This is a genomic window from Nocardioides sp. (assembly GCF_036274455.1).
GTDB lineage: Bacteria > Actinomycetota > Actinomycetes > Propionibacteriales > Nocardioidaceae > Nocardioides.
Map to the genome: position 1 here is coordinate 1 of NZ_DASUFR010000215.1, position 24537 is coordinate 24537.

General features: G+C 70.4%; 30 protein-coding genes. 19 read left to right on the forward strand and 11 right to left on the reverse strand.

Annotation, left to right across the window (positions count from 1 at the left end; translation table 11 throughout):
* Window positions 1–41: 41 nt before the first annotated feature.
* Window positions 42–182: a hypothetical protein gene (locus VFV89_RS20625; protein ID WP_329707857.1), complete on the reverse strand. Its 141-nt coding sequence runs from the start codon at window positions 180–182 to the stop codon at window positions 42–44.
* A 632-nt stretch (window positions 183–814) separates the two neighbouring features.
* On the opposite strand from VFV89_RS20625, the gene rpmE reads away from it, so the two are divergent.
* The 17 genes from rpmE to VFV89_RS20710 all read left to right on the forward strand — a co-directional run bounded on the left by rpmE (window position 815) and on the right by VFV89_RS20710 (window position 14554).
* Window positions 815–1057 carry a 50S ribosomal protein L31 gene (gene rpmE / locus VFV89_RS20630; RefSeq protein WP_329707858.1) on the forward strand — a complete coding sequence of 81 codons (243 nt, stop codon included), beginning with the start codon at window positions 815–817 and terminating at the stop codon, window positions 1055–1057.
* Between the two features lie 101 nt (window positions 1058–1158).
* On the forward strand, window positions 1159–2232 hold the full coding sequence (gene prfA, locus VFV89_RS20635) for a peptide chain release factor 1 (protein ID WP_329707859.1): 1074 nt from the start codon (window positions 1159–1161) through the stop codon (window positions 2230–2232).
* Window positions 2229–3068, forward strand: a complete 840-nt coding sequence (gene prmC / locus VFV89_RS20640) for a peptide chain release factor N(5)-glutamine methyltransferase (RefSeq protein WP_329707860.1) — start codon at window positions 2229–2231, stop codon at window positions 3066–3068. Before prfA ends, prmC begins: the two co-directional genes overlap by 4 nt.
* A 4-nt stretch (window positions 3069–3072) precedes the next feature.
* On the forward strand, window positions 3073–3768 hold the full coding sequence (locus VFV89_RS20645) for an L-threonylcarbamoyladenylate synthase (RefSeq protein ID WP_329707861.1): 696 nt from the start codon (window positions 3073–3075) through the stop codon (window positions 3766–3768).
* Window positions 3765–4904: an MraY family glycosyltransferase gene (locus tag VFV89_RS20650; protein WP_329707862.1), complete on the forward strand. Its 1140-nt coding sequence runs from the start codon at window positions 3765–3767 to the stop codon at window positions 4902–4904. Before VFV89_RS20645 ends, VFV89_RS20650 begins: the two co-directional genes overlap by 4 nt.
* 166 nt (window positions 4905–5070) lie before the next feature.
* Window positions 5071–5301, forward strand: coding sequence for an AtpZ/AtpI family protein (locus VFV89_RS20655; protein WP_329707863.1), 231 nt, complete (start codon window positions 5071–5073; stop codon window positions 5299–5301).
* A gap of 21 nt (window positions 5302–5322) precedes the next feature.
* Window positions 5323–5763, forward strand: a complete 441-nt coding sequence (locus VFV89_RS20660) for a hypothetical protein (protein WP_329707864.1) — start codon at window positions 5323–5325, stop codon at window positions 5761–5763.
* Window positions 5760–6623, forward strand: coding sequence for a F0F1 ATP synthase subunit A (gene atpB / locus VFV89_RS20665; protein WP_329707865.1), 864 nt, complete (start codon window positions 5760–5762; stop codon window positions 6621–6623). The genes VFV89_RS20660 and atpB overlap by 4 nt, the downstream gene beginning before the upstream one ends.
* A 79-nt stretch (window positions 6624–6702) precedes the next feature.
* Entirely contained in the window at window positions 6703–6954 is a 252-nt protein-coding gene (locus VFV89_RS20670; RefSeq protein ID WP_329707866.1) for a F0F1 ATP synthase subunit C, read from the forward strand.
* Window positions 6955–6959: 5 nt separating this feature from the next.
* Entirely contained in the window at window positions 6960–7535 is a 576-nt protein-coding gene (locus tag VFV89_RS20675; RefSeq protein ID WP_329707867.1) for a F0F1 ATP synthase subunit B, read from the forward strand.
* The gene (locus VFV89_RS20680; RefSeq protein WP_329707868.1) at window positions 7535–8338 is read left to right on the forward strand and encodes a F0F1 ATP synthase subunit delta; all 804 of its coding nucleotides are present in this window, start codon (window positions 7535–7537) and stop codon (window positions 8336–8338) included. The genes VFV89_RS20675 and VFV89_RS20680 overlap by 1 nt, the downstream gene beginning before the upstream one ends.
* Window positions 8339–8389: 51 nt before the next feature.
* Window positions 8390–10033 (forward strand): F0F1 ATP synthase subunit alpha, encoded by a 1644-nt coding sequence (atpA, locus tag VFV89_RS20685; protein ID WP_329707869.1) that lies wholly within the window; start codon window positions 8390–8392, stop codon window positions 10031–10033.
* 48 nt (window positions 10034–10081) lie between these two features.
* Entirely contained in the window at window positions 10082–10996 is a 915-nt protein-coding gene (locus VFV89_RS20690) for a F0F1 ATP synthase subunit gamma (protein ID WP_329707870.1), read from the forward strand.
* A 12-nt stretch (window positions 10997–11008) separates the two neighbouring features.
* Window positions 11009–12466 carry a F0F1 ATP synthase subunit beta gene (gene atpD, locus VFV89_RS20695; protein WP_329707871.1) on the forward strand — a complete coding sequence of 486 codons (1458 nt, stop codon included), beginning with the start codon at window positions 11009–11011 and terminating at the stop codon, window positions 12464–12466.
* Between the two features lie 6 nt (window positions 12467–12472).
* Window positions 12473–12880, forward strand: a complete 408-nt coding sequence (locus VFV89_RS20700; RefSeq protein ID WP_329707872.1) for a F0F1 ATP synthase subunit epsilon — start codon at window positions 12473–12475, stop codon at window positions 12878–12880.
* A gap of 58 nt (window positions 12881–12938) precedes the next feature.
* The gene (locus VFV89_RS20705) at window positions 12939–13382 is read left to right on the forward strand and encodes a DUF2550 domain-containing protein (protein ID WP_329707873.1); all 444 of its coding nucleotides are present in this window, start codon (window positions 12939–12941) and stop codon (window positions 13380–13382) included.
* A gap of 11 nt (window positions 13383–13393) precedes the next feature.
* A complete protein-coding gene (locus VFV89_RS20710) occupies window positions 13394–14554 on the forward strand; it encodes an MFS transporter (protein ID WP_329707886.1) in 1161 nt (386 codons plus the stop codon).
* On the opposite strand, the gene VFV89_RS20715 is transcribed toward VFV89_RS20710, so the two are convergent.
* Entirely contained in the window at window positions 14535–15272 is a 738-nt protein-coding gene (locus VFV89_RS20715) for a DUF72 domain-containing protein (protein WP_329707874.1), read from the reverse strand. The two genes, VFV89_RS20710 and VFV89_RS20715, sit on opposite strands and share 20 nt — an antisense overlap.
* A gap of 80 nt (window positions 15273–15352) precedes the next feature.
* Here VFV89_RS20715 and VFV89_RS20720 point away from each other — a divergent pair, with 80 nt between their 5' ends.
* Window positions 15353–15691: a hypothetical protein gene (locus VFV89_RS20720; protein ID WP_329707875.1), complete on the forward strand. Its 339-nt coding sequence runs from the start codon at window positions 15353–15355 to the stop codon at window positions 15689–15691.
* Window positions 15692–15983: 292 nt separating this feature from the next.
* Here VFV89_RS20720 and VFV89_RS20725 read toward each other — a convergent pair whose 3' ends face one another.
* The 9 genes from VFV89_RS20725 to VFV89_RS20765 all read right to left on the reverse strand — a co-directional run bounded on the left by VFV89_RS20725 (window position 15984) and on the right by VFV89_RS20765 (window position 24113).
* Entirely contained in the window at window positions 15984–16367 is a 384-nt protein-coding gene (locus VFV89_RS20725) for a nuclear transport factor 2 family protein (RefSeq protein WP_329707876.1), read from the reverse strand.
* A complete protein-coding gene (gene era / locus VFV89_RS20730) occupies window positions 16367–17284 on the reverse strand; it encodes a GTPase Era (protein ID WP_329707877.1) in 918 nt (305 codons plus the stop codon). The genes VFV89_RS20725 and era overlap by 1 nt, the downstream gene beginning before the upstream one ends.
* Window positions 17281–18045, reverse strand: a complete 765-nt coding sequence (locus tag VFV89_RS20735) for a siderophore-interacting protein (protein WP_329707878.1) — start codon at window positions 18043–18045, stop codon at window positions 17281–17283. Before VFV89_RS20735 ends, era begins: the two co-directional genes overlap by 4 nt.
* Before the next feature lie 162 nt (window positions 18046–18207).
* Window positions 18208–19500, reverse strand: a complete 1293-nt coding sequence (locus tag VFV89_RS20740) for a cyclopropane-fatty-acyl-phospholipid synthase family protein (RefSeq protein WP_329707879.1) — start codon at window positions 19498–19500, stop codon at window positions 18208–18210.
* Complete coding sequence (locus VFV89_RS20745) at window positions 19497–20885, reverse strand: FAD-binding oxidoreductase (RefSeq protein WP_329707880.1); 1389 nt, start codon at window positions 20883–20885, stop codon at window positions 19497–19499. The genes VFV89_RS20740 and VFV89_RS20745 overlap by 4 nt, the downstream gene beginning before the upstream one ends.
* A gap of 69 nt (window positions 20886–20954) precedes the next feature.
* Entirely contained in the window at window positions 20955–21311 is a 357-nt protein-coding gene (locus VFV89_RS20750) for a cytidine deaminase (protein ID WP_329707881.1), read from the reverse strand.
* Window positions 21304–22602 carry a hemolysin family protein gene (locus tag VFV89_RS20755; protein ID WP_329707882.1) on the reverse strand — a complete coding sequence of 433 codons (1299 nt, stop codon included), beginning with the start codon at window positions 22600–22602 and terminating at the stop codon, window positions 21304–21306. The genes VFV89_RS20750 and VFV89_RS20755 overlap by 8 nt, the downstream gene beginning before the upstream one ends.
* A 15-nt stretch (window positions 22603–22617) precedes the next feature.
* On the reverse strand, window positions 22618–23067 hold the full coding sequence (gene ybeY / locus VFV89_RS20760) for an rRNA maturation RNase YbeY (RefSeq protein ID WP_329707883.1): 450 nt from the start codon (window positions 23065–23067) through the stop codon (window positions 22618–22620).
* Window positions 23067–24113, reverse strand: a complete 1047-nt coding sequence (locus VFV89_RS20765; protein WP_329707884.1) for a PhoH family protein — start codon at window positions 24111–24113, stop codon at window positions 23067–23069. The genes ybeY and VFV89_RS20765 overlap by 1 nt, the downstream gene beginning before the upstream one ends.
* A 121-nt stretch (window positions 24114–24234) precedes the next feature.
* Here VFV89_RS20765 and VFV89_RS20770 point away from each other — a divergent pair, with 121 nt between their 5' ends.
* Complete coding sequence (locus VFV89_RS20770) at window positions 24235–24504, forward strand: hypothetical protein (RefSeq protein WP_329707885.1); 270 nt, start codon at window positions 24235–24237, stop codon at window positions 24502–24504.
* The last annotated feature ends 33 nt before the right edge of the window (window positions 24505–24537 follow it).

Below are 24537 nucleotides of genomic sequence, written 5' to 3' on the forward strand. Positions count from 1 at the left end.
TTCCGCGAGCGTTCTCCAGCCCGCCGCGGCGCCACCAGCCGCTAGCGACGGCCGCGACCCTCGCGCTGTCGCTCGGCGAAACGCAGGAACCGGTCGATCACGAGCGCCGCCTCCAGCGCATCCCCCGCGGCTGCTTCGCGAGCGGCCACGTCGACGCCTTCGGCGACCAGCACATGGGTCACCGGATATCCGGCTATTGTGACGGATCCGTGGGTGCCCGCGCGCCTACCGGATCGCGTCTCGCCGTCAAGGATCGCCTTCGGCGCCCGCTTCGCGGCGCGCTTCGCGCGTCCTTGACCGCGAGCCTCGCGCGATCCGGTGATACGGCGCACAACGGCGGGCTTCGCCGCGCCGTTGCATGGCGCGGGCACCACCAGCACCGGTCGGTGGGTTTGCGGAGGGGAATCGGCACCTGGTGCCGGAGATCCTCGGCAAAGCCGGGTCCCCGGAACACGCCCCGGGCGGCCGCGCATGCGGGGCGGAGCTTGCTCCGCCCTTGCGCGCCCCCCAGCGCGCCGCTCGGGACCCGCGGTCAAGGACGCCGCAGGCGCCGCGCAGCGGTGCCGAAGGCATCCTTGAGGGCGGGTTGCGGCGTGCTACGCGCGCGGCCGCCCACCCACGGATGGGTCACAGTCACCGGATATCCGGTGACCCCTGCAACCGGCTCCGCTTGGCGCGCCTGACTGTCGGCCACGGCGATGGGGGCAGCGCGGGAATGTGACGCGTGAGCCGGGCGTTGACTACGCTGGACCGCTGGCTCCGGTTCACGTCTCGCGTTCGAGCGAAGGCGACCCGGGGCACGAGAGAGGACACCATGAAGGCTGACATCCACCCGGACTACGTGGAGACCGAGGTCACCTGCACCTGCGGCAACACGTTCACCACGCGCAGCACGGCGCGCAACGGCAGCATCCACGCCGACGTGTGCTCCAACTGCCACCCGTTCTACACCGGCAAGCAGAAGATCCTCGACACCGGAGGCCGTGTGGCCCGGTTCGAGGCGCGCTACGCCAAGGCCGCCAAGAAGGGCGCCGACAAGGCCGACGCCGACAAGTAGCTTCCGCACAGCGCCGACCCGTGTCCACTGCAGAGGGGCGTGGGTCGGCGCTCGTGATTTCTCCGGCGCAGCGACGAGTAGTACGAGTAGATGGAGGAGCGGTGTTCGAGGCAGTCGACACCATGGCCCAGGAGCACGCCGAGCTGGAGCAGAGGCTCGGCGCGCCGGAGACGCACGCCGACGCGCGGCTGGCCAAGCAGCTCAACCAGCGGTACGCCGAGCTGAGCCGGATCCTGGCCGCCAAGAAGGACTGGGACACCCTCGGTGAGGACGTCGAGGCCGCCCGGGAGCTCGCGGCCGAGGACCCCAGCTTCGCCGCCGAGGTCGAGTCCCTCGCCCAGCGCCGCCACGACGCCGAGGAGCGGCTGCGGATGCTGCTGGTGCCGCGCGACCCGGCCGACGACAAGGATGCGATCCTCGAGGTGAAGTCCGGCGAGGGCGGCGAGGAGTCCGCGTTGTTCGCCGGCGACCTGTTCCGCATGTACTCCCGCTTCGCCGAGCGCAAGGGCTGGAAGGTCGAGGTCCTCGACGCCACCGAGTCCGACCTCGGCGGCTACAAGTCGGTGACCCTCGCGGTGAAGGCCAAGGGCGCGACCGAGCCGGGCCAGGCGCCCTACGGCCTGCTCAAGTTCGAGGGCGGCGTCCATCGGGTGCAGCGGGTGCCGGTCACCGAGTCGCAGGGGCGGGTGCACACCAGCGCCGCCGGCGTCCTGGTGCTCCCGGAGGCCGAGCAGGTCGACGTCGAGATCAACGACAACGACCTGCGCATCGACGTCTTCCGGAGCAGCGGCCCGGGCGGCCAGAGCGTCAACACGACCGACTCGGCCGTGCGGATCACCCACCTGCCGACCGGCATCGTGGTCAGCTGCCAGAACGAGAAGAGCCAGCTGCAGAACAAGGAGCAGGCGCTGCGCATCCTCCGCGCCCGGCTGCTCGCCGCGGCCCAGGAAGAGGCTGACGCCGCGGCCAGCGATGCCCGGCGCAGCCAGGTCCGCACCGTCGACCGGTCCGAGCGGATCCGCACCTACAACTTTCCTGAGAACCGCATCTCCGACCACCGCACCGGCTACAAGGCCTACAACCTCGACGCGGTGCTCGACGGCGACCTGCAGCCGGTCCTCGACTCGTGCGTCGAGATGGACCTCGCCGACCGCCTGGGCGCGCTGGAGTCATGACCCCCCGGGCCGCGCAGCAGGGTGCGGCTGCACGGCTGCGCGAGGCCGGCATCCCGAGCCCCGAGCACGACGCCGCCGAGCTGCTGGCGCACGTGCTCGGCACCGAGCGGTCCCGGCTTCCCCTGGTCGACGAGGTCCCGCCCGAGGCGGTGGAGCGGTACGACGCGCTCGTCGCGCGCCGTGCGGGACGTGAGCCGCTCCAGCACCTGACCGGCGAGGCGTGGTTTCGGCGGGTCCGGCTCGAGGTGGGCCCAGGGGTGTTCACCCCGCGGCCGGAGACCGAGCTGCTGGCCGGCTGGGCCGTCGAGGAGGCCGGGTCGAGGAGCGAGCCGGTCGTGGTCGACCTGTGCACCGGCTCCGGCGCGATCGCCCGGGCGGTCACCGACGAGGTGCCCGAGGCCCGCGTGCACGCCGTCGAGCTGGACGAGGCGGCCTACCGCTGGGCCGCGCGGAACCTCGCCGGCACCGGTGTCGACCTGCGCCAGGGTGACTTCGCCACCGCCTTCGACGACCTGGCCGGGACCGTCGACGTCGTGGTCTGCAACCCGCCGTACGTCCCGCTCGAGGCATGGGAGTCGGTGGCCCCCGAGGCGCGCGACCACGACCCGCACCTCGCGCTGTTCTCCGGGGCCGACGGCCTCGACGCCATCCGCGTGCTCGCGGTGCGCGCCGCCGTGCTGCTCCGGCCCGGGGGAGTGCTCGGCGTCGAGCACGCCGACGTCCAGGGCGAGTCGGTGCCGGCGGTGCTGAGCGGCACCGGACGCTGGGTCGACGTGCGCGACCACGACGACCTCGCGGGCCGTCCGCGGTTCACCACCGCGCGGCTGGCACGATGACCCTGTGTCGCAGCGCTACCCGACCACCACCGACGAGGAGCGCGAGGCCGCGGTCGAGGCTGCCAGCCTCGCGATCCAGCGTGGTGGGCTCGTGGTGCTGCCGACCGACACGGTCTACGGACTGGCGGCCGACGCGTTCGACAAGGACTCGGTCCAGGACCTGCTGCTGGCCAAGGGCCGGGGGCGGGACATGCCGCCGCCGGTGCTCGTCTCGGCGGCGACGACGCTCGACGCCCTGGCCGTGCGGGTGCCGACGTGGGGCCGCAGGCTGGTCGAGGAGTTCTGGCCCGGTGCCCTCACGCTCGTCTGCCACGCGCACGCCTCGCTGCAGTGGGACCTCGGCGACACCCGCGGCACGGTGGCGGTCCGGATGCCCGACCACGACGTCGCCCTCGAGATCCTCGAGCGCACCGGGCCGCTCGCGGTCAGCTCGGCCAACCTCACCGGCCAACCGGCCGCGACCGAGGCCGACGCGGCCGAGAAGATGCTGGGCGACGAGGTCGAGGTGATCGTGGACGCCGGCACGTCGCCGGGCGGCGCGGCCTCCACGATCGTCGACTGCACCACGACCCCGGGCCGGGTGCTGCGACTGGGGGCGATCAGCCTCGAGCAGCTCAACGAGGTGCTGGAGCCGCTCGGCAATGCCATCCCGGACACGGACGCCGCACCCGGCGGGCACGACGGAGACGCCGGCGCGTGAGGGAGTACCTCCTCGTCCTGCTGGTGGCCGCCTCGGTGACCTACCTGCTCACGGTCATCGCCCGGGAGATCGCGCTGCGGTCCGGGGCGGTGGCCAGGGTCCGGGACCGCGACGTCCACGACGAGCCGGTGCCCTACCTCGGCGGCCTGGCCATGCTGGGCGGCCTGGTGGCGGCCTACCTCGTCGGCCGCGAGCTCCCGTTCCTCTCCGGCAGCTCGCCGCTGGTGTTCCACGACGCGGGGATCGTGCTGATCGCGGGAGCACTCATCTGCGCGGTCGGCGTGCTGGACGACCTGTTCGAGCTCGATGCCCTCACGAAGCTGGGCGGCCAGGTCCTGGCGGCCGGCTTCCTGATCGCGTTCAACATCCAGTTCATCTTCTTCTCCGACGTGAAGGGCAACCAGTACTCGCTCGACCCGGCCCAGGGCGCCCTGCTGACCGGGCTCCTCGTGGTCGCCACCATCAACGCGGTCAACATGGTCGACGGCCTCGACGGCCTCGCCGCCGGGGTGGTCGGCGTGGCCGCCCTGGCGTTCTTCGTCTTCTGCTACAGCGTGACGCGGCTCAACGGCCTCGACCGCGCGAACACCGCGGCCTTCCTCAGCGTGGCGCTGGCGGGGGTCTGCGCCGGCTTCCTGGTGCACAACTTCCACCCGGCCCGCCTGTTCATGGGCGACAGCGGGTCGATGCTGCTCGGCCTGGTCCTCTCGGCCAGCGCGGTGACGCTGTCGGGGCAGTTCACCCCCGACCAGCTGGTCAAGGGTGGCGGCGGCGCGACCGCCAGCCTGCTCCCGACCTTGCTGCCGGTGCTGCTGCCGATCTCGCTGCTGGTCGTTCCCCTGGCCGACCTGCTGCTGGCCGTCGTACGCCGCACGCGCGCCGGCCGCTCGCCGTTCTCGCCCGACAAGCAGCACCTCCACCACCGGCTGCTGGAGATCGGGCACAGCCAGCGCCGGGCGGTCCTGATCATGTGGATGTGGGCCGCGCTGGTCTCCTTCGGCACCGTGCTCGCCAGCCTCTACAGCGGGATCTGGGTGGTGGCGGTGGTCCTCGGCATGACGCTGGTGACGGTGATCCTGACCTTCCTGCTGCCCAGGCTGCACCGCCCGCGGTTGCCTGCGGACAAAGTTGGCTGAGAAGGTGGGGCAGACCCCCGGGTTCAGGCCCCTGCGGACTTTGTGCTAGTTTTCACAAGCACTCAGGATGCACTCAGATTGACCCCCGACCAGGACGGCCGCCGACGATGACGACTGCCCCGCTTCCCCGCCTCAGGGGAGGGGTGCGCCGTGTTAGGTTCGGTCGATGCCCGAGCCCAGCACCGACCCTCCCGGTGACGCCGGCCTCCGCGGCCGGGACCTCATCGGTCTGGGTGGCCTGCTCGTCGGTGCGGTCGTGGTCGGCACGGTGCTCGGCCTCCTCATCGACAGCGCCGCGGACACGACTCCGGTGTTCACCATGGTCGGCGTCTTCCTGGGCATCGCCGCTGCCGGCGTCGGCTTCTGGCTGCGCGTCCGCTCGGCCATGCAGCCCTGAGCCCCACCGGGATGTGACCCCATGACCTCCCCCGACACCCGCCCCGCGGCAGAGCGTCCCGAGCGCGCCTCGGTGCTGAGGCTGCTCCGCGACCAGCGCAAGATCATCCTCCTGGCCGTCGTCCTGGCCGTGGCGGTGTTCTGGATCGCCGGGCCGATGGGCGAGTGGCGGCTCGGCACCGCGCTGGCCATCGGGGTCGCTCTGGGCCTGGTCAACCACCTCGTCACGGAGTACTGGCTGCTGCGCCTGATCACCTCGGGCCGCGAGCCGAGCCGGGGCGCCATCATGCGCTCGACCATCGTCCGGCTCGGTGTGCTCACGGTGTTCGCGGTGGGCATCGCGGTGCTCTTGTGGCCCGAGGGCGTGGCGCTGCTGCTCGGCCTCGCGATCTTCCGCCTCATCGCTCTGGTGATGACCGGCCTGCCCCTGCTCCAGGAGCTGAAGGAGATGAACCACTCGTGAACAGCCTGCTGGTGCCGATGACCGACATCGAGATCGGGCACCACAAGACGGCCGAGCTGTGGGGCATGACGTTCCACATCGACACGATCGTCTCGACGATCGTCGCGATCATCGCCGTGGTCGGTCTCGGCCTCGTCGCCCGGCGCGCGCTGACCAAGCACTCCGAGGACCACGTCCCCACCAAGATGCAGCTGATCTGGGAGACCGTGGTCAAGGAGGTCAACTCCCAGGTCGAGGACAACCTCGGTCGGGTGCATCCCTACGCCGCACCGCTGGCGATCTCGATCTTCTTCTTCGTGCTGTTCGCCAACTGGCTCGAGCTCATCCCGACCAAGCTCAACGAGGACCTGCACCTGCTCCCGGCCCCCACCGCGGACGTCAACCTCACCTACGCCCTCGCCGCGGTGACGATGGTCAGCGTCTGGGTCTACGGCATCCGGCTCAAGGGGGTCCGCGGCTACTTCAAGCACTTCGTGGAGCCGTTCCCGGTGATGCTGCCGCTGAACATCCTCGAGGAGCTCATCAAGCCGGTCACGCTGGCCCTTCGTCTGTTCGGCAACATCTTCGCCGGCGGGATCATGTTGGCCCTGATCGGCGCGCTCATCGGCTGGTCGGTCTCGGACATCCCCGTCGGCGGTGTGATCGGCTTCGTCTTCAACATCGTCTGGAAGCTCTTCGACATGTTCATCGGAGCGATCCAGGCCTTCATCTTCGCGCTCCTGACCGTCCTCTACTTCGCGATGGCCGGTGCCGGCCACGAGGAGCACGGCGAGGAGCACGACCAGCACGACACCGACGACGTCTCCGAGGCCTCCGACCAGGCTTCGTCGGCCGAGCCAACAACCGTTCCCGCCTCCTGACAAACCGACCAGGACGCAACCCGAGTCAGTCACACAAGGCGGCCACATCCGTGGTCGCTAGATCAAGGAGATAGATCCCATGGCAGTAGACAATTCGGCCGTTCAGCTGGCCGGTGCCTTCGTCGGCGGCGGCCTCGCCCTCGCCGGTGGCGCCATCGGTGCCGGCATCGGTGACGGCCTGGCCGGTTCGTCGTACATCCAGGGCGTGGCCAGGCAGCCGGAGGCGCAGGGACGACTGCAGACCATCTTCTTCCTGACGGTCGGTCTGGTCGAGGCGATGTTCTTCATCAACCTCGCGTTCATGGCGCTGTTCGTCTTCGTCCTGGCGTGACCCCCATGTCCGGCCTCACCACGCTCTCGCCGACGGCGGTCACGCCGATGGAGGGCAACTTCCTGGTCCCCAACGCGACGTTCTTCGTCGAGCTGGCGGCGTTCATCCTGATGTTCTGGCTGCTCGCGCGCTTCGTCATCCCGCCGATCAACAAGGCCATGACCGCGCGGCAGGACGCGATCCGCAAGGAGTTCGACGAGCTCGAGGAGTCCAAGAAGGGCGCGAGGGACGCCGAGGCGGAGTTCAGGGCGCAGATGGCGGACGCCCGCAAGGATGCCGCGCGGGTGCGCGACGAGGCCCGCGAGCAGGGCAACAGCATCATCGCGGAGGCCAAGGAGCAGGCCCAGGTCGAGGCGCAGCGCGTCAAGGACCAGGCCCACGCCCAGATCGCCGCGGAGCGCCAGGCGGCGCTCACCAGCCTGCGCGCCGAGGTCGGCACGCTGGCGACCTCACTGGCCGGCCGGATCGTGGGCGAGTCCCTCGAGGACGACGACCGCAGCGCTCGCGTCGTCGACCGGTTCCTCAGTGACCTCGAGACGCTGGATGACAGCAAGTCCGCGCGGGACGGAGCGTCGGCCTGATGCTGCGTGGAGCCTCCGCCGAGGCGCTGGCCGAGCTGAGCCAGCAGGCTGCCCGGACCCGCACCCTCGACGAGGCGGCGGCCCTGGGCAACCAGCTGTTCGGCGTCGTGGCAGTCGTACGCCGGGACGTGGCGCTGCGCCGCGCGCTGACCGACAACTCGGTCGAGGCCGAGGCCAGGTCGGGGCTGGCCCGGGCCGTGTTCGGCAAGGCGCTTGACGAGCCCGCCCTGGCGCTGGTCGCAGAGGCCGCCGGCCGCCGGTGGATCTCGGCCAACGACCTGCCCGAGGCCCTCGAGCAGGTGGCGGTCACCGCGACGGTCCGCTCGGCCGGCGCCAACGGCGAGCAGGTCGGAGACGAGCTGTTCTCGGTCAAGCAGCTGATCGAGCACAACCCGGCGCTGCGCGGCGCCCTGGCCGACCACTCGCGCACCCCAGAGGACCGCAGCGGACTGCTGCTCGGCCTCATCGAGGGCAAGACGCTGCCTGCCACGGCGGTGCTCGTGGGTCAGGCCGTCGCCCGCGACCGGGGTGCGGTCGAGGTCACCCTCCAGGACTACCTCGACCTCGCGGCCGCGGCGCTCGAGGAGGCAGTGGCCACGGTGCACACCGCCCGGGAGCTCTCCGCCGATGAGCAGGAGCGGCTCGCCGCCGCACTCAGCAAGCAGTACGGCAAGGACATCCAGCTGCACATCGTCGTCGACCCCGAGCTGATCGGCGGCCTCCGGGTCGAGATCGGCGACGACGTCATCGAGGGCACGGTCGCCAGCCGGCTCGACGACGCTCGCCGGCGCATCGCCGGCTGACCACCCGACTCAACAACAAACAGGACTCAACCCGATCAAGGGGACAAGAAGATGACGGAACTGTCCATCCGCCCGGAGGAGATCCGCGACGCGCTCCAGAAGTACGTCGACGACTACAAGCCGTCCGCGGCGGCCAAGGAGGAGGTCGGCACCGTCGCCCAGGCCGGTGACGGCATCGCCCGGGTGGCCGGTCTGCCGTCCGCGATGGCCAACGAGCTGCTCGAGTTCGAGGACGGCACGCTCGGCATCGCGCTGAACCTCGACACCCGTGAGATCGGCGTCGTCATCCTCGGTGACTTCGAGGGCATCGAGGAGGGCCAGAGTGTCCGACGGACCGGCGAGATCCTGTCGGTCCCGGTCGGCGACGCCTTCATGGGCCGGGTCGTCGACCCGCTCGGCAACCCGATCGACGGTCTCGGTGAGATCGAGTCCGAGGACCGCCGCGCCCTCGAGCTCCAGGCGCCGACCGTGGTGCAGCGCAAGTCGGTGCACGAGCCGATGGCGACCGGCATCAAGGCCATCGACGCGATGACCCCGATCGGCCGTGGCCAGCGCCAGCTCATCATCGGCGACCGCGCGACCGGCAAGACCACGATCGCGATCGACACGATCATCAACCAGAAGCAGAACTGGGAGTCCGGCGACCCGGTCAAGCAGGTCCGCTGCATCTACGTCGCGATCGGCCAGAAGGGCTCGACGATCGCCTCGGTGCGGGGCGCCCTCGAGGAGGCCGGCGCGCTGGAGTACACCACGATCGTGGCGGCCCCGGCGTCGGACTCCGCCGGCTTCAAGTACCTCGCCCCCTACACCGGCTCGGCCATCGGCCAGCACTGGATGTACGACGGCAAGCACGTCCTGATCATCTTCGACGACCTCACCAAGCAGGCCGAGGCCTACCGCGCGGTCTCGCTGCTGCTGCGCCGCCCGCCGGGCCGCGAGGCCTACCCGGGCGACGTCTTCTACCTGCACAGCCGCCTGCTGGAGCGCTGCGCGAAGCTGTCCGACGACATGGGTGCGGGCTCGATGACCGGGCTGCCGATCATCGAGACCAAGGCCAACGACGTCTCGGCCTACATCCCGACCAACGTCATCTCGATCACCGACGGCCAGATCTTCCTGCAGTCCGACCTGTTCGCGGCCAACCAGCGGCCCGCCATCGACGTCGGCATCTCGGTGTCCCGCGTGGGTGGCTCGGCGATGACCAAGGCGATGAAGGCGGTCACCGGGTCGCTCAAGGTCGACCTGGCCCAGTACCGCGCGATGGAGGCCTTCGCGATGTTCGCCTCCGACCTCGACGCGGCCTCGCGGGCCCAGCTCGACCGTGGGCAGCGGCTGATGGCGCTGCTCAAGCAGCCGGCCTACTCGCCGTACCCGCTCGACGAGATGACCGTCTCGCTGTGGCTCGGCACCAGCGGCCGGCTCGACAAGGTCCCGACCGAGGATGTCGCGCGCTTCGAGCAGGAGTTCCTCGACTACCTGCGCCGCTCGCACTCGGAGATCCTCGGCAGCATCCGCGACACGCTCAACTTCGACGACGAGACCGAGGCGAAGGCCGCCGAGGCCTACGACTCCTTCACCGAGCAGTTCGAGACCTCCGAGGGCGGCTCGATCCAGGTGGGCGAGCAGGTCAAGGAAGAGGCCATGGAGGACGACGAGCTCGAGCAGGAGCAGATCGTCAAGCAGAAGCGGGGCTGACGCGCCGATGCACAACAACCAGACGATGAGCCCGGGAGGTGAGCGGTAGTGGCGGTCTCACTGCGTGAGTACCGCGCGCGGATCAAGTCGACGGAGTCGATGAAGAAGATCACGCGCGCCATGGAGCTCATCGCTGCCTCCCGCATCATCAAGGCGCAGCAGCGGGCCCAGGCCGCCGCGCCGTACGCACGGGAGCTCACCCGCGCGGTGTCCGCGGTCGCGACGTTCTCCAACGTCGACCACCCGCTGACCAAGGAGGAGGAGAACCCCCAGCGGGCCGCGGTCCTGATCGTCACCAGCGACCGGGGCCTGGCCGGCGCCTACTCCTCGAGCGTCCTCAAGGAGGCCGAGCGGCTCGCCGAGCGGCTCAAGGCCGAGGGCAAGGAGATCGACACCTACATCTGCGGGCGCAAGGGCGAGGCCTACTACCGGTTCCGCCAGCGCCCGGTCGTGCAGTCGTGGACCGGGTTCAGCGACCAGCCGTCCTACGACGTGGCCGCCGAGATCGGCCGCACCCTCATCGCCAGCTTCGTCAAGGAGCAGGGTGAGGAGGGTGACGTCGACGAGGTGCACGTGGTCTACACCCGGTTCCGGTCGATGCTCACCCAGGAGCCCACCGCGATCCGACTGCTGCCGCTCGAGGTGGTCGAGGGCGAGGAGAAGCCGCCCGAGGACGAGGTGCTGCCGCTCTATGAGTTCGAGCCATCGGCCGAGGCCGTGCTGGACGCCCTGCTGCCGCAGTACGTCCAGAGCCGGATCTTCTACGCGCTCCTCCAAGCCGCGGCCTCCGAGCTCGCGGCCCGCCAGAAGGCCATGAAGTCGGCGACCGACAACGCCGACGAGCTCATCAAGAAGTTCACCCGGGTGGCCAACCAGGCCCGCCAGGCCGGCATCACCCAGGAGATCAGCGAAATCGTCGGCGGCGTGAACGCCCTGGCCGACGCCCAGGCAGAAGCCCAGTAAGGGGAGAAGGAAATGACTGCAACGGTCGAGGAGACCAAGGAGACCACCGGCGGCGGCGCCACCGGCCGGGTCGCCCGGGTGATCGGCCCGGTCGTCGACGTGGAGTTCCCGGTCGACACGATGCCGGAGATCTACAACAAGCTCGAGTGCCCGCTCGAGCTGGGCGGCGAGTCGCGCACCCTCTCCCTCGAGGTCGCGCAGCACATCGGTGACGGCATGGTCCGCGCCATCTCGCTGCAGCCGACCGACGGCCTCGTGCGCGGCGCGCAGGTGACCGACACCGGCGGCCCGATCACGGTTCCCGTGGGCGACGTCACCCTCGGCCACGTGTTCAACATGCTGGGCGAGCCGCTCAACCTCGAGGAGGGCGAGCAGCTCGAGGTCAAGGAGCGCTGGGGGATCCACCGCAAGGCGCCGGCCTTCGACCAGCTCGAGTCCAAGACCCAGATGTTCGAGACCGGCATCAAGGTCATCGACCTGCTCACGCCGTACGTCCAGGGCGGCAAGATCGGCCTGTTCGGTGGCGCGGGCGTGGGCAAGACCGTGCTGATCCAGGAGATGATCGCGCGCGTCGCCCGTGACCACGGTGGTGTGTCGGTGTTCGCCGGGGTCGGCGAGCGCACCCGTGAGGGCAACGACCTCATCGCCGAGATGACCGAGGCCGGCGTCATCGGCCAGACCGCGCTGGTCTTCGGCCAGATGGACGAGCCCCCGGGCACCCGGCTCCGCGTGGCGCTGTCCGCGCTGACCATGGCGGAGTACTTCCGCGACGTCCAGAACCAGGACGTGCTGCTGTTCATCGACAACATCTTCCGGTTCACCCAGGCCGGCTCGGAGGTCTCGACCCTGCTGGGCCGGATGCCCTCGGCGGTGGGCTACCAGCCCAACCTGGCCGACGAGATGGGCGTCCTGCAGGAGCGGATCACCTCGACCCGCGGCCACTCGATCACCTCGATGCAGGCGATCTACGTGCCCGCCGACGACTACACCGACCCGGCGCCCGCCACGACGTTCGCGCACCTCGACGCGACCACCGAGCTGTCGCGCGAGATCGCCTCGCTCGGCATCTACCCGGCCGTGGACCCGCTGACGTCGACCTCGCGGATCCTGTCCGCCGAATACATCGGCCAGGCGCACTACGACTGCGCGATCCGGATCAAGCAGATCCTCCAGCGCAACAAGGAGCTCCAGGACATCATCGCGATCCTCGGTGTCGACGAGCTCTCCGAGGAGGACAAGATCATCGTCTCGCGAGCGCGCCGCATCCAGCGGTTCCTCTCGCAGAACACCTACGTGGCCAAGCAGTTCACCGGCATCGAGGGCTCCACCGTCCCGGTGTCGGAGACCATCGAGGCGTTCAACAAGATCGCCGACGGCGAGTACGACCACGTGGCCGAGCAGGCGTTCTTCATGTGCGGCGGTCTGGACGACGTCGAGCGCAAGTGGGACGAGATCCAGAAGAGCCTGTGAGCTGACATGGCAGACGCACTCACCGTGGAGCTCGTCGCGGCCGACCGCATGGTCTGGTCGGGCGAGGCCACCATGGTCATCGCGCGGACCGTGGAGGGTGACATCGGCATCCTCCGCGGCCACGCCCCGGTGCTCTCGGTGCTCTCCGAGGCGATCGTCGAGATCACCGCGGAGGAGGGCCACACCGTGTTCGCGGTGGCAGACGGCGGCTTCATCTCCGTGGCCAACGACCGGGTCTCGATCCTGTCCGAGCACGCCGAGCTGTCCACCGAGGTGGACGTCGACGAGGCCCGGGCGCAGCTCGAGGACGCCAAGTCGGGCCACTGGATGGACGGCTCCGAGGCCGAGCGCCGGATCCGCATGGCAGAGGCCCGGATCCGGGTCGTGGAGAGGGACACGGGCTCGTCGTCGTAGGCTCGGGCCCCTCGCCCGGAAGGGCGGTCCAGCAAGGTCGCAACCGAAAGGGGGCCACGTGCCGCTGTGGTTGGACCTGCTCGACGCGGTCGGCCTCGTGGTGCTCCTGGTCCTGCTCTACGGCTTCCTGCTCGTCGTGCGCCGGCGCGTGCTGTCGCGCAACGGCGGCACCTTCGAGCTCAGCCACCGGACGCGGCCGGACGAGGAGCCCGGACGCGGCTGGCTGCTCGGCCTGGGCCGCTACTCCGGCGAGGAGCTCGAGTGGTTTCGCATCTTCACGCTCTCGCCACGGCCCAAGCGCAGCTGGGACCGGGCGTGGCTGTCCTACGTCGGTGCGCGCCAGCCCGAGGGGCTCGAGCGCACCGTGCTCTACCCTGACCACCTTGTCGTCGACTGCGAGAGCCCGCACGGCGTCGTGGAGCTCGCCATGAGCCGCGAGTCGTTGACCGGGTTCCAGGCCTGGCTGGAGGCTCGACCACCCGGGACGGACTGGTCGCGCTGACTCCGAACCCCATCCTCGCGGCCCGGAACGCGGTCGTCCTCGCGTTCGCGCTCAACGGCTTCCTGTTCGCCTCGCTGGTCTCCCGGATCCCCGACGTGCGCGGCGGCCTCGACCTGTCCAACAGCGCGCTCGGCCTGCTCCTGCTCGCCATCGCGTCCGGCTCGATCCTGGCCCTGCCGTCCGCGGGGTCCCTGGTCCATCGGTTCTCGGCCGGTGCGGTCGTGCGGGCCGGCACCATCTGCGGTGCCTCCGCGCTCTTCGTCGTCGGCCTGGGGGCAGGGCCGCTGGGCCTGGTCCCGGTCTGCGCCGTCGGCCTGTTCTTCTACGGCATCGGCACCAGCGTCTGGGACGTCGCGATGAACGTCGAGGGCGCCGAGGTCGAGCGCGGGCTCGGCCGCTCGATCATGTCGCGGTTCCACGCGGCCTGGAGCCTCGGCTCCATCGCCGGTGCCGCGGTCGGCGTACCGATGGCGGCGCTGAAGGTACCACTTCCGGCGCACTTCGGGGTGGTCGGTGCGCTCGCCGTGGTGCTCGCGTTCCGCGCCACCCGATCGTTCCTACCGGCCGAGGAGGTCAAGCCCGAGTCGTCACCGTCCGCCCGCAGTGCCTGGCTGGAGCCGCGGACCCTGGCGATCGGCGTGATGGTGCTGGCGTTCGCGATGGCCGAGGGTGCGGCCAACGACTGGCTGTCGCTCGCGCTGATCGACGGCTACGACGTCGCACACTGGGTGGGCGTGGCCGGCTACGTCGTCTTCGTCTCGGCCATGACGGCCGGCAGGATCGCCGGCCCCGTCGTCCTCGACCGGTTCGGCCGGGCGCCGGTGCTCTGGGCCTCAGCAGCCGCCGCCGCGGCCGGCATCCTCCTGGTGGTCTTCGGCGGCCACCCGGTCGTCATCGCGCTCGGCGTCGTGGTCTGGGGCTGCGGCGCAGCGCTCGGCTTCCCGACCGGCATCAGCGCCGCCGCCGACGACCCGGCCCGCTCGGCGATCCGGGTCTCGGTGGTCGCCACCATCGGGTACGGCGCCTTCCTGGCCGGCCCGCCCCTGCTGGGCTGGCTGGGCGACCGGGTCGGCACCCTCGACGCCCTGCTCGCGGTGGCTGTGCTGATGGGCCCGGCCGCGCTCACCGTGTTCGCCACCCGGCCTGCCCGCTCTACCGCAGACGTGCGATGAGCCGCTCCGCGTCGTGCGGCGCGTGGCCCTTCGCGTCGTTGTCGAAGTAGACGTAGGTGTCCTTCGGCCACCGCTTGATCGTGGCGGCCCAGCGGTCGAGGGCCCGGTCGTCGTACCCGCTGGCGTAGAGCTCGGTGTCACCGTGCAGGCGCACGTAGCGGAAGTCGGAGGTGTCCTCGTCGACCTTCGGCCACCGGCCCGCGGTGTCGGCGAGGACGCAGGCGATGTCGTGGCGGCGCAGCAGGTCGTAGGCCCGCCGGGTCTCGAAGGTCGGGCTTCGGAACTCCAGCGCGTGCCTGACCCTCGCGCCCTCCGGGCTGGTGCGGGGGAGCAGGTCGAAGAAGGTCGCCAACCGCTCCTCGTCGTACTCGAAGCTCGCCGGCAGCTGCCACAGGATCGGCCCGAGCCGGTCCCCGAGCTCCCAGACGCCGGAGCCGAAGAACCGCTCGAGCGGCTCCTTGGCGTCACCGAGCCGCTTCATGTGGGTGATGAACCGGCTGCCCTTGACCGCGAAGACGAACCCGTCCGGGGTCTGGTCACGCCACCTGCGGTAGGACTCCGGCTTCTGCAGCGCGTAGAAGGAGCCGTTGATCTCGATGCTCGTCAGCCGGGAGGCGGCGTAGGCCAGCTCCTCGCGCTGGGGGAGCCCCTTCGGGTAGAAGTCGCCGCGCCAGGGCGGGTAGGTCCACCCGGACACGCCCACCCGTCGCTCGACCACGAGTGGGTTGTACCCACGTGACGTGGGCCACGTCGATACGGGTTTGTGTGCGGCCCAGCTGTGTGGGCACAGTGAAGGACGTGCTTGCGCTGCTGATCCTCGGTGCCCTCGTCCTCATCGCCCTCGTGTGGGGAGGCGTCCGGCTGCTGCTGGCCGGCCGGCAGCTCGACGACGTGACCCCCGCGGGCTCCACCCGCATCCCGGTCGCCCCGGCGGGGAGCGTGGCCGCCAAGGTCGACCGGCGGCTCCAGCAGACCCGCGCCGCCCTCGAGACCCTGGTGATGCCCGAGGTCGAGCGCGAGGAGCTGCACCCCTCCCCGGGCGCGTTCCGCGACCGCGCGCAGACCTACATCGTCCTCGGCACCGGCCTCCTCGGCCTCGCGGCCTGCCTGGTCATCGGCATCCTGCTGCTGGTGTAAGGGTTGGGTCTGGGTCTTCGTTCGTGGCACGTCGGGCGGCCGCGGCGCCGGCGGGCCGGGGCTACGCGCCGACAGGCGACGCCGTGTCGCGGGCGGCTGCTCCCAGCGTGGTCACCTCGCGCTGCCCGCGCCACGCCGCGCTTTTAGCGACGCGCTGACGCGCGCCGCCGCCCTCCCACCCACGTGTAGACGGAGCGAGGGACGAGCGGAGGGGTGGATCCCGCCCGCCGGGCCTCCCCGTCCCCCGGCCCGCTGACGGTGCCACGAGCGGAGACCCAGACCTGACCCCCGACTAGCCGAAGAGCTGGGCCGCCATCTTCTCGATCAGCTTCTCCAGGCCGCGGATCGGGCGCACCATGACGGTGAACTCGGTGAGCTTGCCCTCGTCGTTCCACTGGAGCATGTCGATGCCGTGGACGGTCAGGCCGTCGAGCTCGGCCTCGAACTCCAGGACCGCGTTGCGGTCGGTGTACCACTGGCGCTTGTAGGTCAGCGTCGGGCCGAGGACGACGATCGCGGCGGAGAGGTAGGCCGTCGTCAGCTCCTTGCCGGCCTGGTCGCCGTGCACCGCGGGCGATCTGAACGCGACGTCGTCCGCCAGCAGGTCGGCGAGGCCCGCGGGGTCGCGGGACTCGGCGATCGCGTGCCAGGCGGCCACCGGCGCGGGCATCTCCATCAGAACCCCAGCTTCCTGAGCTGGCGCGGGTCGCGCTGCCAGTCCTTGGCGATCTTCACGTGCAGGTCGAGGTAGACCGGCGTCCCGAGCATCGCCTCGATCGACTTCCGGGCCTGCGTGCCGACCTGCTTGAGCCGGGCGCCCTTGCGACCGATGACGATGCCTTTCTGGGAGTCGCGCTCGACGTAGAGGTTCGCGTGCACGTCGAGCAGCGGCTTGTCCTCCGGTCGGTCCGGGCGCAGCCCCATCTCCTCGACCACCACGGCGATCGAGTGCGGCAGCTCGTCGCGCACGCCGTCCAGTGCCGCCTCGCGGATCAGGTCGGCCACGAGCAGCTCCTCGGGCGCGTCGGTCAGCTCCCCGTCGGGGTAGAGCGGCGGCCCCTCCGGCAGCAGTCCCACGAGGAGGTCGGCCAGCAGGTCGACCTGGTCGTGGGCGACCGCGGAGACCGGGACGATCTCGGCCCACTCCGTGCCGGTCTCCTCACCCAGTGCGGCGATGTCGAGCAGGTGCTGCCCGATCCGCTCGGGCGAGGCGAGGTCGGTCTTGGTGGCCACCGCGACCTTGGTCGTCCGACGCACCTTGGTCAGCTCGCCGACGATGAAACGGTCGCCCGGCCCGATCTTCTCATCGCTCGGGAAGCACACCGCCACGACGTCGACCTCTGCCCAGGTCGTGCGGACCAGGTCGTTCAGCCGCTCTCCGAGCAGGGTCCGGGGGCGGTGCAGCCCGGGAGTGTCGACCAGGACCAGCTGGGCATCGGGCCGGTGCACGATGCCGCGCACGACCGTGCGGGTGGTCTGCGGCTTGTCGGAGGTGATGGCCACCTTGGTGCCCACCAGCGCGTTGGTGAGCGTCGACTTGCCGGCGTTGGGCCGGCCGACGAAGGACGCGAACCCGCTCCTGAAGTCGCTCACGACCGCGCCTCGTCGTACCTGGCCCAGATCTCCTCGTCGCTCAGCCCCCGTGCCTTGCCCTCGCGCCAGATCGGCCCCGGGTCGACCGCGCGCGGCTGCCGGCCGGTCGAGGCGCGCCAGTAGCCCATCACGTCGTACGCCGAGGCCGGCAGCCTCCGCTCGCGCATGAGGTGCTTGCGGATCGCGCGCATCTGCGCGGACTCCCCCGCCATCCAGAAGTAGCCGTCTCCGGGCGGCCACTCGATCGACTCCACCACCTCGGCGAGGCGCGAGGACCCGTCCGCAGGTGTGTCGAGCCAGGTCACGTCGGCGCTCGACGGCAGGTAGGACGGCAGGTGGTCGGGCACTTCGGCCCAGATCCGGGTCGGCAACGAGCTGGTCTCGGCGATCCGCGCCATCGCCGGCAGCCCGGTCAGGTCGCCGACCAGCAGCTGCCACCGGGCTCGGTCCGGGAGCGCGTAGGAACCCTTGGGCTCCGAGACGGTCACCGTGGAGCCCACGCAGTCGTCGCGGACCACCCACTCGGTCACCAGCCCGACCTCGTGCACCACCACGTCGAGCACCAGCCGCCCCCCGACATGGGCGCGGACCGTGTAGTAGCGGCTCTGGAACTGACCGGGCACCACCAGCCCGACCCACTCGTCGGGGATGCCGGTCGAGGTGAACCGCGGGTCGACGGCCAGGGTCAGCCGCACCAGGTGCGCCGAGAGCTCCTCGCGCGACTCCACGCGCGCGGGGTACTGCGCTGCCCGGGTGCTCACCTGGTCAACGCTAGTGGCCGCAACCTCGGCACCGGACTCTCCCCACCGCTCATCGAGCTTGTCGAGATGTCCGCGGCCGGCGCTGGGGCTCGCCCAGGTGCCGCTGCTGCGGTGGTCTCGACAGGCTCGACCAGCGGGTGGTGGCGTCCCAGCGCCCGGTCTTCAGACGCCGAACTCGTGGCGCAGCGGGTAGCCCGAGACTCCTTCGTCCGTGGTCTTGGTGGCCAGCACGTGGTGGAGCTGGATCTCGTTGCGCTCGAAGCCGATCCGCGAGCCGGCCATGTAGAGGCCCCAGACCCGCGCGATGCCCTCGCCGACCTCGGCGACACACTCGTCCCAGTTCTCGGCGAGGTTGCGACACCAGCCCGCGAGCGTCTTGGCGTAGTGGATCCGGATGTTCTCCTCGTGCTGCACCTCGAGGCCGACGTTCTGGACCTCGGTGATGATCCTGCCGCTGCCGGTGAGCTCGCCGTCGGGGAAGACGTAGCGGTCGAGGAACTCGCCGGTCGCCTGGCGGCGGTTGTGCGGCCGGGTGATGCAGTGGTTGAGGAGCCGGCCCTGCGGACGAAGGTGGTCGCGGATGAACCCGAAGTAGGACGGGTAGTTCTTCACGCCGATGTGCTCGGTGAGCCCGATCGAGGAGATCGCGTCGAAGCCGGTCTCCTCGACCAGCCGGTAGTCGAGGAAGCGCACCTCGGCCAGGTGGTCGAGCCCTTCCTCCTTGATCTTCTCCTGCGCCCACGACGCCTGCTCGCGGGAGAGGGTGACGCCGATGGTGTGTACGCCGTACTCGCGCGCCGCGTGCCGCACCATCCCGCCCCAGCCGCAGCCGAGGTCGAGCAGCCGCTGTCCCGACTTCAGGTCGAGCTTGCGGGCCACCAGCTCGTACTTGGTGGCCTGTGCCTCCTCCAGCGTCGCGTCCTCGCGCGGGAACACCGCGCAGGTGTAGGTCATCGACGGACCGAGGACCAGCTCGTAGAAGCGGTTGGAGACGTCGTAGTGGTGGTGGATCGCCTCGGCGTCGCGGCCCAGCGAGTGGCGCAGCCCCTCGAAGGTGCGCCGGAGCCGGGACGGCGACTCCTCGGGCGGCGGAGCGACCGGGCGCAGGTGCTGGATCCCGAGGCTCCGGAGGACCTTGACCACGTCGGCCGGGCCGGGCCGGCGGAAGGCGAGCTTGCCCTGGATCAGCTTGAACGCCTCGTAGGGGTCGCCCGGGTGGACGCCCTTGATCTCGAGGTCGCCGGCGACGTAGGCGCGGCCGAAGCCCAGGTCGCCGGGGGCGGTGAGGATGTAGTTGAGACCGCGCTCGTTGGTCAGCTGGATCTCGTAGGGCGAGTCGGCGGGGCCGGTCGCGCTGCCGTCGTAGGCCGTGAACCGGACCGGCAACGGCTCCTTGAGGAGGGAGTCGAGCGCGTCGGCGATGGAGAGCTTGCCTGCAGTGGGTGTCGATGTCATCGGTCGCGTACCGCCTTGTCGTAGAGGCTGAGGAGCCGGTCGTCGGGGTCGTAACGGTTCTTGACGGCCGCCAGGTGGGCGCCGTCGTAGAGCCGGTCGAAGGTGTCGCGGTCGTAGAACGCCTCGGAGTAGAGCGACTTGTGGCCGCCGAGCTCCTGGACCTTCGCCTCGATCGCGCGGTTGCGCGGTGCGTCGGGGGCGTCTGGGCCGACGTGCACCGTGCCCCAGAAGCCGACGTTGACGTAGGTCGTCCCGGGGTGCAGCGGGTACGTCGGCCACTGGGCGCCGGTGCTGGTGCCGGGGCTGACCAGCGGGCACAGCCACACCGGGCGCATGCCGACCTCGGTGTCAAACCAGTCGAGGAACTCCTCCAGCCGCTCGACCGGGATCTCGACGTCCTGCACCACCATCTCGCGCTGAGGGCGGCCCTTGCGGCGGTCGACCCAGTCCATGAATCCGGTACGGCGGTTGAGGCCGATCAGGTGGTGGTAGACGTCGCTGCGCCGCCACCGCTTGGGCCACAGCCGCCGGACGACCGGGTTGTGCACGCCGAAGGCCCCCGAGCACCAGAACCAGTCCGTGTCCCAGCGCCAGAGGTAGTCGTGCATGGTGAGCAGGTCCGTGCGCCGCTGCTGGATCGACCGGAAGTAGATCTGCTGGCCGGTGTAGTCGCTGGTCTCCTCGAGCGCACTCGGTCCGGCGCCGATCGGCGCTGGTTCCTCCCCCTCGCTGCTCAGCCAGCGGGCCAGGGTGAGGTAGTACTCCCCCGGCGCGAAGGCCACGCCGTCGAGCCCGTCGACCTGCAGCCCGTCGTACTCACGCGACTCGACGATCTCGGCCACGGTCTTGGCCAGCAGCCCGGCGTCGTCGAACCGCACATGGCGCAGCTCGACCCGGTCGGGCACCTGCTCCAGCTTGATCCGGATCCGCGTGGTGTAGCCGAGGCTGCCGTAGGAGTTGGGGAAGGTGTCGAACAGCTCACTGTGCTCGTCGGGGGCGGGCCGAGTGGTCACGATCTCACCGGCGCCGGTGAAGATGTCCATCTCCTCGACGCTCTCGTGCGGCAGGCCGTTGCGGAAGCTGGTGGCCTCGATCCCGAGCCCGCTCACCGCGCCGCCGAGGGTGATGGTCTTGAGCTGGGGGACGACGTAGGGGATCAGCCCGTGCGGCAGCGTCGCGTCCACGAGGTGCTCGTAGGTGCACATGCCCTGCACCTCGGCGGTCCTGGCGACCGGGTCGACCTCGATGACGCCGTCGAGGCCGCTCACGTCGAGCCCGGGGGTGTCGGTGTGGGCGCGCGGCCGGAACAGGTTGGAGGTCTTCTTGGCCAGCCGCACCGGCGCGCCGGCCGGGATGGCGTCGTAGGACGCCTTCAGGCGGGCCACCGCAGCATCGTGCGCCTCCCATGCGGAGCCTGGAGTCACGAAGCGCACGTTACTACCGGGTCGACTCCGTCAGGTTGTGGCTGTCGTCGAGATCAGCCCACGCGGGTCCCCGACGTGCACGGTCACGCCCTCACCCGCGAAGTCGCGGAGCACCTGCAGGTCGAGCCGGGAGACGGCGTCACCGTCGGTGAGCAGGACGGCGGCCTCGAGCCCCTGCGAGCCCGACGAGACCGCCATGGCCACGCAGACACCAAGCGCGGAGACCTGGAGCGACGATAGGGAGACGGTGGCTGCGGCGTAGGTCCGGCCGTCCGAGTCACGGACCGCGGCGCCGTCGGGGCCGCCGGTCCGGCCTCGTGCGGCCCTGGCCAGCGTGACGAGCTTGCGGTCCTCGGCGGAGAGCTCGGGGAGCGAAGCCTCACTCACCGACGGCCTCCTTCGCGGGTGCGGTGTCGTCCTGGTCCTCCGCCTCGACGCGGGTGATGAGGACGGTACCGATCTTGTTGCGGCGTCCCGCGGTCTCCTCCGCGGTGAACCTGAGCCCGTGCGCGACCACCTGCGACCCGGGGATGGGGACCAGGCCGAGGTGCTTGGCCATCAGGCCACCGACCGAGTCGACGTCCTCCTCCTCGACGTCGAATCCGAACAGCTCGTCGAGGTCGTCGACGGGATAGCGGGACGAGACCCGGACCGACCCGTCCTCGAGCTGCTCGACCTCGATCTCCTCCTGGTCGTACTCGTCGGTGATCTCACCGACGATCTCCTCCAGGAGGTCCTCGATGGTGACCAGGCCGGCGGTGCCGCCGTACTCGTCGACCACGATCGCGAGGTGCTGGCGGCGGGTCTGCATCTCCGAGAGCAGCTCGTCGATGGGCTTGGACTCCGGGACGAAGTACGCCGGCCGCATCATCTCGTCGATGCGCTGGGTGAACTCCACGTCAGGCGCCTCGAAATCGCGGCGGACGATGTCCTTGAGGTAGGCGATGCCGACGACGTGGTCGAGGTTGTCGTCGATCACCGGCACCCGGGAGAAACCCGAGCGCAGGAACAGCGACATGGTCTGCCGCAGGTTCTTGTGCCGCTCGATGTAGATCACGTCGTTGCGCGGCACCATCACCTCGCGGACCGTGGTGTCGCCGAGCTCGAAGACCGAGTGGATCATCTTGCGCTCGCCCGCCTCGATCAGCGCCGACGCCTCGGCGATGTCGACGAGCTCGCGCAGCTCGGTCTCGGTCGAGAACGGCCCCTCGCGGAACCCCTTGCCGGGGGTGAGCGCGTTGCCGAGCAGGATCAGCAGCCGCGGGATCGGGCCGAGGACCGTCGTCACGAGGCCCAGTGGTGCGGCCGACCAGAGCGCGACCCGCTCGTTGTGCTGCCGGCCGAGGGTGCGGGGCGCCACGCCGATGACGACGAACGACACGACCAGCATCACACCGATCGTGGTCAGCGACGCGGGCAGCCAGTCACCGTTGTAGGCCCGGACCAGCTCGTGGGTCACGATGACGATGGCCGAGACCTCGCAGAGGAGGCGCAGCAGGATCGCGGTGTTGAGGTAGGGCGCGGGGTCGGCCAGCATCGTGACCAGCCGTTTGGCGCCGGCCTGGCCCTCACCCTGCAGCTCCTCGGCGCGGGCGCGCGAGAACGACGTGAGGGCGGCGTCGGCGGCCGAGAAGAGACCGGCCAGCACCACCAGCACGGCAGCGAGGACGACGATCATCGAGGGCTCAGCTGCTCAGCGACTTCGCCAGGCGGCCAGCAGCTCGTCCTGCAGGCCGAACATCTCTGCGTGCTCCTCGGGCTCGGCGTGGTCGTAGCCGAGCAGGTGCAGGATCCCGTGCACGGTCAGGAGCTCGAGCTCGGCGTCGGTCGAGTGGCCGGCGGTGGCCGCCTGCCGCTCCGCGACCGAGGGGCAGAGCATCAGGTCACCCAGGATGCCTTCCTCCGGCTCCTCGTTGACCAGCCCGGGCCGCAGCTCGTCCATGGGGAAGGCGAGCACGTCGGTCGGGCCCTCGCCCTCCATCCACTTCTCGTTGAGCCCGGCCATCGTGTCCTCGTCGACGGCCTTGATGCACAGCTCGGCCAGCGGGTGGACGCGCATCCGCTCCAGCACGAACCGGCTCAGCCCCACCAGCCGGTCCGCGTCGAGGGTCTGACCGGACTCGTTGAGCACCTCGATGCTCATCAGCGTCCTGTCGGGCGGGGGCCGCGCTGCTCGCGGGTCTGCTGGCGGGTCTGCTGGGCGGCGTCGAACTCGTCGTAGGCCGCCACGATCTTGCCGACCAGCCGGTGCCGGACGACGTCGTGCGACGTCAGCCGGCAGAAGCTGATGTCCTCGACGTCGTCGAGGATCCCCTCGACCACGCGCAGCCCCGAGTGGGTGCCGCTGGGCAGGTCGACCTGGGTCACGTCGCCGGTGACCACGATCTTGGAGCCGAAGCCCAGCCGGGTCAGGAACATCTTCATCTGCTCGGGCGTGGTGTTCTGCGCCTCGTCGAGGACGATGAACGAGTCGTTGAGCGACCGGCCGCGGAGGAAGGCCAGCGGCGCGACCTCGATGGTGCCGGCCGCGAGCAGCTTCGGGATCGACTCGGGGTCGACCATGTCGTGCAGCGCGTCGTAGAGCGGCCGCAGGTAGGGGTCGATCTTCTCGGTGAGCGTGCCGGGCAGGAAGCCGAGCCGCTCCCCCGCCTCGACGGCCGGGCGGCTGAGGATGATCCGGTTGACGTTCTTGGACTGCAGCGCCTGGACCGCCTTGGCCATCGCCAGATAGGTCTTGCCGGTGCCGGCCGGGCCGATGCCGAAGGTGATCGTGTGCTTGTCGATCGAGTCGACGTACCGCTTCTGGTTCAGCGTCTTGGGCCGGATCGAGCGGCCGCGGTTGCTCAGGATGTTGAGGCTGAGGACGTCGGCGGGCCGCTCGGTCGTCTCGGCGCGCAGCATCGCGAGCACGCGCTCGACCGTCTCGGGGGTCACCCCTTGGCCGGTGCGGATGATCGCGACGAGCTCGTCGAGCAGCCGCTCGGCCAGCGCGATCTCGGCGGGCTGCCCGTCGAGGGTGATCCGGTTGCCACGGACGTGGATGTCGGCCTCGAAGGCCTGCTCGATGAGACCGAGGTGCTCATCGCCGGGCCCGAGCAGGCTGACCATGTTGATGCTGTTGGGGACCACGACAGTGTGCTTGGCCGTCGGCGGGATCGTCGTACCCACATCGGAGCTGGTATCAGACATGTGTGCCCGGGTGGGCAGGCCTTCCTGGTCGGCGTTGGTGCTCATCCATGCTACGGGCTGGTGATGCCCTCTCCCACCGTGTTTGCAGTCTGTTCGCGCAGGGTGGACGTAGGGTCAGGTCATGCCACCGGTCGAAGACGACTTCGACTACGACGAGGACTACGGCGATGAGAACACGCCTCCGTCGTGGTTCCCGGGCGGCCACCTGCCTCCCGACGCGGTCCGGATGGGGCTCACCCACCACGTGCCGGACGGGGCGCTCCTCGACTTCGCGGGCAAGCTCGACGCCACCAAGCCGTTCCACCGGATGACCGCGTGGGCCATGCTCGTCGTGTTCGGGCTGCCGGTGGTGTTCGCGCTGCTGCACGTGTTGACCCTGCTCTCGCGTTGATTCCGGACTTCTGCCGGTCGAGTCGGGCCCTGT